Source organism: Gilliamella sp. W8123 (assembly GCF_016101085.1).
GTDB lineage: Bacteria > Pseudomonadota > Gammaproteobacteria > Enterobacterales > Orbaceae > Gilliamella > Gilliamella apis.
Window position 1 is genome coordinate 1 of record NZ_JACFRE010000029.1, and the last position, 328, is coordinate 328.

At 38.7% G+C, this 328-nt stretch carries 1 protein-coding gene; it reads left to right on the forward strand.

The window, feature by feature from the left end:
* Nucleotides 1-328, forward strand: a 328-nt coding sequence (locus tag H3T56_RS11575) for a hypothetical protein (protein ID WP_198193093.1), incomplete at both ends; no start/stop codon positions are given.

A 328-nucleotide genomic window follows, 5' to 3' on the forward strand; every position in this document is an offset into this window, starting at 1 on the left:
TCTCTTTTTCTAATTATGCATTAACCACTAAAACGACCAATATTATTTATGGCTCAGCACCTTATTTAACCTTTGATGGTGGTCGTACCCGGGTAACCAATACCGAAGCGCTACTCAGGATATCCCTTTCTGATGGTAGAACATTTACTCCCACAACCACTAATTCAAGAGACAATCCTATCATTTTACCTGTTGATGGTCAGAGTTTTAATGATATTGGTATGTTAGTACCAACGAATACTGATTCTATTGCATTAAGTTCACTTATTGGCACACCGTATAATTATTGGGGGGATGATGATGGCGATGGTCAGGGAGTTAATGGTGT